This is a genomic window from Neisseria sp. WLZKY-1 (assembly GCF_046546535.1).
Taxonomy (GTDB): Bacteria; Pseudomonadota; Gammaproteobacteria; order Burkholderiales; family Neisseriaceae; genus Neisseria.
In genome coordinates this window covers 1-207 of sequence record NZ_JBKGTW010000178.1, presented here as the reverse complement: position 1 = coordinate 207, position 207 = coordinate 1, and the positions used below count along the sequence as shown (strand labels likewise).

Annotated in this window: 1 pseudogene; it reads left to right on the top strand. The window is 51.2% G+C overall.

The features are described from left to right. Positions 1–207, top strand: a pseudogene (locus tag ACLD9W_RS12725) (IS110 family transposase); the annotation flags it as partial.

Sequence of the window (207 nt, the reverse complement as noted above, 5' to 3'; positions counted from 1 at the left end):
AGAAAGAAGGTTGGCAAACCATGCTCTACCACCCGCCCACCGAAGCGGAAGAAGTGTTGGAAGCATTGGTTAACCGCCGCAACCAGCTGGTGGATATGCGGACGGCCGAGAAAAACCGTCTGCATCAGGTTCACGAAACGCAAGTCGAAAGCGTCAAACAACTGATTGCCCATTTTGACCGGCTGATTGACGAATTGGACAAACAAA